A 6,509-nucleotide genomic window follows, 5' to 3' on the forward strand; every position below is an offset into this window, starting at 1 on the left:
GCCGAAGACGCTTCAGCCTCGGTCCGACGGCATCCAGAGTGCGGTCGATCGCTTCACCCATGCCGCCATTTTGCCATTCGGCAACGACGTTTGCCGAATGGCCCCACCCGTCTGCACTCTGAAGCACGACCCGGGCACGAGCCGAGGCACCAAGCGAGGAACGAGCCGAGTCACGAGCGGAGGAACGCACCCGCTGAGGGGTGTCACGAGCAGGGAGGACGTAAGGGTGACGCACGGATTCGACAAGGACTACTGGGAGCGGCACTGGCAGCAGGGATCGGCCGACCGTCCCGGATCCATGGGCGGCAACCCGCCCAACCCGTACCTCATTCGTGAGACCGGTGGCCTGACACCGGGCACGGCGCTGGACGCGGGGTGCGGCAGTGGTGCCGAGGCCATCTGGCTCGCCGCCCGTGGCTGGCGTGTCACCGCGGCCGACCTCTCCACCGAGGCCCTCGCCCGTGCCGCAGGGCGCGAAGCGGCGAGCGGTGCCCCCGACAGCGTGCGATGGGTCGAGGCGGATCTGGGCAACTGGAGCCCGGACGAGCAGTTCGACCTGGTCATGACCCACTACGCCCACCCGGCGATGCCCCAGCTGGAGTTCTACGACCGCATCGCCGGCTGGGTGGCCCCCGGAGGCACGCTCCTCATCGTGGGGCATCTGCACACCCCGGGCCCCGACGGCCACGGCCACGGCCACCACCCTCCCGCCGAGGCGTCGGCCACCTCCGAGGCCATCACCGCGCGCCTGGACGGTACGGAGTGGGAGATCGTCACCGCCGAAGAGTGTCTTCGTACGCTCACCGGCCGCGGGGGCCGAGGGCTCCCCCTCCACGACGTCGTCGTACGCGCCACCCGACGCCCCTGATCACGCCCCTGATCACACGTCCCTAATCCCACACTCCTGATCCCACTCCTCTGGTCACACACCCCAGATCACACAACACATATCCCTGATGGCGCGCCCCCCGTTGCTGGGCCCCCCTGCCGCGGCGGCGTATCCCCCTGCCCTCGTCAAAGAACTCCGATGAGAAGGAATCCCATGAGTACGCATCTGTCCTCGGGCGCGCAGGCTCCCGACCCGACCATCCAGGATCCACGACAACGGCGGACCATCCTCGTCGGGGTCTGCGTCGCGCTCATGGCTGTCATCGCCTCGGTGTCCGGACTGAACGTCGCCCAGCCGGAGTTGACCGTCGCGTTCGACGCCTCGCAGACCGAGGTCCTGTGGTTCATCAACCTCTACACCATCACTCTGGCCGCGCTGCTCCTGCCGCTCGGCGCGCTGGGCGACCGGTGGGGGCGCAGACCGATGCTGGTCGCGGGCCTGCTCCTCTTCGGGGTGGCGAGTGCGGCAGCGGGCCTCGCCACGTCGGCCGAGATCATGCTGGCCGCACGCTTCTTGAGCGGCGTGGGCGCAGCCATGATCATGCCGGTCACCCTGTCGGTCATCACCTCGACCTTCCCGGACGAGGAGCGTGCCAAGGCGATCGGCGTGTGGACGGGCGTCGCCGGCGGCGGAGGCATCCTGGGGATGTACCTGTCGGCCCTCCTGGTCGACCTAGCCAGCTGGCGGTGGCTGTTCGTGCTGCCCGTCGTGCTTGTAGCCGTCGCCGTCGTCATGGCACTGCGGTCCATCCCGAACTCGCGCGAGGTGCCGCGCCACCCGTTCGACGCAGTCGGCTCGCTGTCGTCCGTGGTCGCGGTGGTCGGGCTCGTCCTCTTCCTCCACGAGGGCCCCCAACGCGGCTGGACCGCGCCCGCGACGCTGCTGAGCCTCCTCGTCGGCGTCGTCGCCGCTGCCGGGTTCGTGGCGTGGGAGCTGCGCGGACCGGCTCCACTCCTCGACGTACGCCTGTTCCGGGAGCGAGGTCTCGCGAGTGGTTCCGTATCGCTCCTGACGGTCTTCGGAGTGCAGGCGGGGATCTTCGTCGTCCTCTTCCCGTACTTCCAGGCGGTGCTCGGCTGGTCCGGTCTCCGCTCCACCCTGGCCCTCATGCCGATGGCGCTGCTGATGATGGCCGCCTCCGGCCTGGCGCCACGGGTGGCCGCGCGTGTCGGCAGCCGTTCGACGATGGCCGCGGGGATCTTCGCGGGCGGAGCGGGGCTGGTCCTCATGGCCGCTCTCGTTTCGGTCGACGGCGGGTACCTCTCGATCCTCCCCGGCATGCTCGCCATGGGAGCCGGTATGGGGCTGACGATGACACCCTCCACCGAGGCCATCACGAGCGCCCTGCCCCGCGAGCGTCAAGGTGTCGCGTCCGCGCTCAACGACGTGACGCGGGAGTTCGGCACCGCGCTCGGTGTCACGCTGCTCGGAGCGGTCCTGACCGCCGGCTACCGCGGCGCCATCGACTCCCGGCTCGACGGAACCCCCGGAGTACCGGAAGCCGCAGCCGACAGGGCCCGTGAGGGCGTCACCAACGCGCTCACGGCCGCCCACGGGTCCGACTCGCAGGCGCAGGCGCTGGTCCGGGCCGCCCGGGAATCCTTCGTCGAGGGCTGGCAGCAGGCCATGTGGGCGGGCGCGGCGGTCATGGCGATCCTGTTCGTCCGCGTTCTCGCACGAGGACCGAAGCCGCGAGGCACGAAGTAGCGAGGCACGAAGTAGCGAGGCCTGAAGCCGCCCACGCGGCCCCGCCTACCGGCGGGCCGAGACGGCGGGCGTGTCGTCGAGGGTGGCCGAGAGGGGGATGTGGTCCAGCGCGGTGAGCTGCAGCAGTTGCCGGATGCGCGGCTGGTCACTGACCAGCTGGATACCGCCGCTGCGGGCGCGCGCACGACGGTGGGCGCGGTTCAGCAGGTGCAGGCCGCTGGAGTCCATGAAGGACACCGGCCGCAGATCGACGATGACGTGCGGAACGGGCCGCCCGGTCGCGCTGTCGAGATCGACGGTGATCCTGCCGACGGTGAAGACGTCAATCTCCCCGTGGAGTTCGACCACCGTGGCCCCGCCGAGCGGAAAGCAACGCGCATGGGCGCCGGGCAGATCTGTGGCGGGCAGAGGGCGGGAATCGTGCAGCTGCATGAGGGCCTCACCATGAACGTCGTCCGGGTCTCCGTACACTGCGGCACGGCAATGCGGAGGCCGCGCTGATCTGTTGCTGCAGGCTCACGGGGTCCAGGTCGCCTCACTCGCACGGTAGGGCGCGGTGGGTACGCAGAAACGATATGCCTGTCCACTGGATCACCCGATCGAGTGATAGAGGGTCAAGTCGCTTGCGCTTCTGACGCCCCAGATTGCCCCGATGCCCCGACGGCGCTCTGACGAAGGAGAAGAAACCCGGAACCGGGAGACATAGATCGCCAGGGGTCCACGCGTCCTTGTGTGCGTCAGAGAACGGGAGGGCCCATGGATCCGCAGGACCACGAGAGATTCCGGGAGTACGTCGAAAGCCGCTGGAGCACTCTGCTCCGCCTGGCGAACCTGCTCACCGGCGGCGACCGGCACGAGGCCGAGGACCTGGTGCAGATCGCCCTGATGAAGGCGCTGAGCCGCTGGCGGCACATCGAGGATCCGGAGGGCTACGTACGCAAGGTGATGTACCGGCAGCAGATCAGCCGGTGGCGCCTGCGCCGCCCCCATCGCGAGCCGACGTTCGCGACGCCGCCGGCGCATCTCGGCGTCGCCGACGGCACGTCCGCCGCCGACCTGCGGATCACCGTGGGGCAGGCGCTCGCCCGGCTGACCCCGCGGCAGCGCACGATGCTGGTGCTGCGCTACTTCGAGGACCTGTCCGAGACGGAGGTGGCGGCGGCCCTGGGCTGCTCGGTGGGCACGGTGCGCAGCACGACCCACCGGTCACTGGCCCGGCTGCGCCGTCTCGCCCCGGAGCTGGACACGCCGGAGCGTGTCGCGGCCACCGTCCCCAGCAGCAACCTGCCGAAGGGAGCCCACACATGAACGGCGACCAGCTCGACCGCGTGATCCGGGACGTCCTGCACGAGTGGACCCCGGACGACCCGGGCGTTCCCGCGGACGTCGCCGACCGCATCGTGCGCCGCCATCGTCGACGCAACTTCGTGCGCGCCGCCGGAGCGGTCCTCGGCGTCGCCGGCATCACCTTCGGCGGGGTCCTCGCCACCGGCGCGGGCGACGGCGACGGGACCCAGCCACCGTCCACGCGGGTCAGCAAGGAGAGCAGGCTCCTGTGGCGGACCACGTTGCCCGCTGCGTACTGGGACGCCTGCACCACGGGCAAGGGTGCCGTCCACTGCCGCGGGGTGGAGTTCGACGGCATCGGTGTGGACGCCCGTACCGGAAAGGTCGAATGGCGGCAGAAGGCCCAGGACGTCAATGGCGGCCGTTCCCCGGCGGGGTCGCTCCCCGGAGCACGCGACGGCGTGCTGTACACCTACGCCGATCACAAGCCGGGGGCGCCCCGGGCCGGTACCGATCTCGTCGCCCTCGACATCGACGGGCAACAGGTGCTGTGGAAGCACGAGCTGGCGGACGACAGCCGCGACCGCTCCTCCGCCGTGCTGTTCGACGGCGGGGTCCTCGCCAACTCCCCGACCTTCAAGAGCGTCGTCGCGCTCGACGACAAGACGGGGCAGTCACTGTGGACGTACTCGTGGAAGAAGGCCGACTGCGACCGGACAGCCATCGGTGGCGTCCCCTACCTGATGTGCTCGCCGGACAGCGACAAGGCCCCGCAGCGCAGCACCGTCGTCCGGCTGGACCCGGAGACCGGCACGCCCAGGACGGTCGCGACCGTGGAGGGCCCGACCGCCTACATCGGCACCGACGGGAACGCCGTACTGCTGGGCGGTATGGCCGGCGGACAGAAGTTCTTCGGCGACGCGGGGCCCGCCACCCTCACCCGCGTCGACCTCGGCTCCGGCGAGGTGTCGCAACACAGTGTCGACGCCCTGCCGATGGGCACGGTCGCGGACGGCACCGTCCTGGCGACCGGCAGGAACGGCGACGTGACCGCGTACTCCGCCGACGACGGCCGCCGGTTGTGGTCCCACCCGCTGGGACTGAAGCTGCGCAAGGAGTCGAGCGATCCCACCATGCGGGAGCTGCCGTCGGCCGCCGTGGTGGATCTCGACAGCCGGGTGGCGTACTACCTCGATCCGTCCGGGCACCTGGTGGGCCTCGACCTGGACAGCGGCGCGGTGCGCTGGCGCGGCACGGTGGACGTGCCGACGCGCCCGATGGAAGCCGGGATCGCCCCTGAGCTGATGCTCTACGACCGGGGACTCATCGGCCAGATCGGCAGCGAGTTGTTCCGGATCGAGCCGAAACCGGCCGGGACGGGCTCGTAGCCGCATCGCGAGGAAGCCGCGTGGGACCCGGCGGGGGAACCCGGGTCCCACGCGGTGCGCAGGACGACGCAGTACGAGGCTGCGACATCAGACGTGCGGTGCGCGGTACGCGGTATGAGGCACGCGGTACGAGGCGCGCGGCTTGAGGCATGCGCCCGTGGAGGCCGGGGCGATGGTGCGGCGGACCGGCCGTGGGGAGCGGTTGTTGGCGCGACCCGGCCTCGGCATGATGGATGGCGCATGACAGGGACCGGCGCCGACCACTGCTCCTCCGCGAAGCCCGGCTGCTCCTCCGTGAGGCCCGGCCGGAATGCATGTCGCGATACAGCGCTAGTCTTGCCCTCGCGCCGCTGACCGCGTCGCGCGGAGACGTTCGACCGGACCAGGACGGAAGCATGCCGGAAGAGATTTCGCCCACCGGGGAGCACTCCGGCCCCGGTTCGTCGCCCGAGCTGCGCGCCTCTCACGCGGACCGGGACCGGGTGGTGGACGTGCTGCGTATCGCGGCGGGAGACGGCCTGCTGACCGCGGACGAGCTGGACGAACGCCTCGAAGTGGCCCTGTCCGCACGGACCTTGGGCGAACTGGCCACGCTCACCGTGGATCTGCCGCCCACGGTGGCGACGGTCGGCGGGACCGGAGCCGAGGCCAAGGACATGGTGCGCATCGAGCAGGTCTTCAGCGGCGCGGTCGAGCGCGTGGGGCGCTGGGTGGTGCCCCGGAGGCTGGAACTCGCGGTCACCTTCTGCGAGGTGACGCTCGACTTCACCGAGGCGGTCATCACGCACGACACCCTGCGGATCGACGTGGCCATGACGGGCAAGACCCTGACGCTGGTCACCAAGCCGGGCATCGTGGTCGACATGGACGGTCTGCAACTGGTGCACAGCAGGGTCAAGTACCGTCAGGCGCCCGCGCATCCTGAGACGCCGGTCGTGCTGCGCGTGGAACTGGTCGGCCAGAAGGCACACGGCCGCGTGGTGGTGAGACCCGCCCGCCGGACGTTCGGACAGTGGCTGCTCCGCAGGTCCGTGTAGATCTCAGGTGTCACTTCGTGACGATTTCGATCATCTTCGGCAGCGGCCGTCCGGCCTTCGCCGGGCGGTCCGCGCGACATGGTTCGGGATCATGTCCTGTTGCTCTCTGGTGGTAGGCGGTTTCGCCGTGTAGCGTCATCCCCAGATGTCGTGGTTCGCAGTACCTGCCCGCGCTCCGGTGCGGGCATTTTGCTGTGCAGT

General features: G+C 70.3%; 6 protein-coding genes. 5 read left to right on the top strand and 1 reads right to left on the bottom strand.

What is annotated here, in order from left to right:
* The first annotated feature begins 226 nt into the window (after positions 1–226).
* Positions 227–868 carry an SAM-dependent methyltransferase gene (locus tag ACFWGJ_RS40280; protein WP_387333923.1) on the top strand — a complete coding sequence of 214 codons (642 nt, stop codon included), beginning with the start codon at positions 227–229 and terminating at the stop codon, positions 866–868.
* A 174-nt stretch (positions 869–1,042) separates the two neighbouring features.
* Positions 1,043–2,596 carry an MFS transporter gene (locus ACFWGJ_RS40285; protein ID WP_387333924.1) on the top strand — a complete coding sequence of 518 codons (1,554 nt, stop codon included), beginning with the start codon at positions 1,043–1,045 and terminating at the stop codon, positions 2,594–2,596.
* Between the two features lie 45 nt (positions 2,597–2,641).
* On the opposite strand, the gene ACFWGJ_RS40290 is transcribed toward ACFWGJ_RS40285, so the two are convergent.
* Positions 2,642–3,028, bottom strand: coding sequence for an STAS domain-containing protein (locus ACFWGJ_RS40290; protein WP_387333925.1), 387 nt, complete (start codon positions 3,026–3,028; stop codon positions 2,642–2,644).
* A 324-nt stretch (positions 3,029–3,352) separates the two neighbouring features.
* Here ACFWGJ_RS40290 and ACFWGJ_RS40295 point away from each other — a divergent pair, with 324 nt between their 5' ends.
* The 3 genes from ACFWGJ_RS40295 (at position 3,353) to ACFWGJ_RS40305 (ending at position 6,308) form a co-directional block, all read left to right on the top strand.
* Entirely contained in the window at positions 3,353–3,904 is a 552-nt protein-coding gene (locus ACFWGJ_RS40295; RefSeq protein WP_387333926.1) for a SigE family RNA polymerase sigma factor, read from the top strand.
* On the top strand, positions 3,901–5,271 hold the full coding sequence (locus ACFWGJ_RS40300; RefSeq protein ID WP_387333928.1) for a PQQ-binding-like beta-propeller repeat protein: 1,371 nt from the start codon (positions 3,901–3,903) through the stop codon (positions 5,269–5,271). Before ACFWGJ_RS40295 ends, ACFWGJ_RS40300 begins: the two co-directional genes overlap by 4 nt.
* 395 nt (positions 5,272–5,666) lie before the next feature.
* A complete protein-coding gene (locus ACFWGJ_RS40305) occupies positions 5,667–6,308 on the top strand; it encodes a DUF1707 domain-containing protein (RefSeq protein WP_387333929.1) in 642 nt (213 codons plus the stop codon).
* The last annotated feature ends 201 nt before the right edge of the window (positions 6,309–6,509 follow it).

Source organism: Streptomyces sp. NPDC060205 (assembly GCF_042728395.1).
Lineage (GTDB): Bacteria > Actinomycetota > Actinomycetes > Streptomycetales > Streptomycetaceae > Streptomyces.

Coding starts and splice junctions, on each gene's coding strand:
- ACFWGJ_RS40285 (WP_387333924.1), top strand. CDS start 1,043: ATGAGTACGCATCTGTCCTCGGGCGCGCAGGCTCCCGACCCGACCATC.
- ACFWGJ_RS40290 (WP_387333925.1), bottom strand. CDS start 3,028: ATGCAGCTGCACGATTCCCGCCCTCTGCCCGCCACAGATCTGCCCGGC.
- ACFWGJ_RS40295 (WP_387333926.1), top strand. CDS start 3,353: ATGGATCCGCAGGACCACGAGAGATTCCGGGAGTACGTCGAAAGCCGC.
- ACFWGJ_RS40300 (WP_387333928.1), top strand. CDS start 3,901: ATGAACGGCGACCAGCTCGACCGCGTGATCCGGGACGTCCTGCACGAG.
- ACFWGJ_RS40305 (WP_387333929.1), top strand. CDS start 5,667: ATGCCGGAAGAGATTTCGCCCACCGGGGAGCACTCCGGCCCCGGTTCG.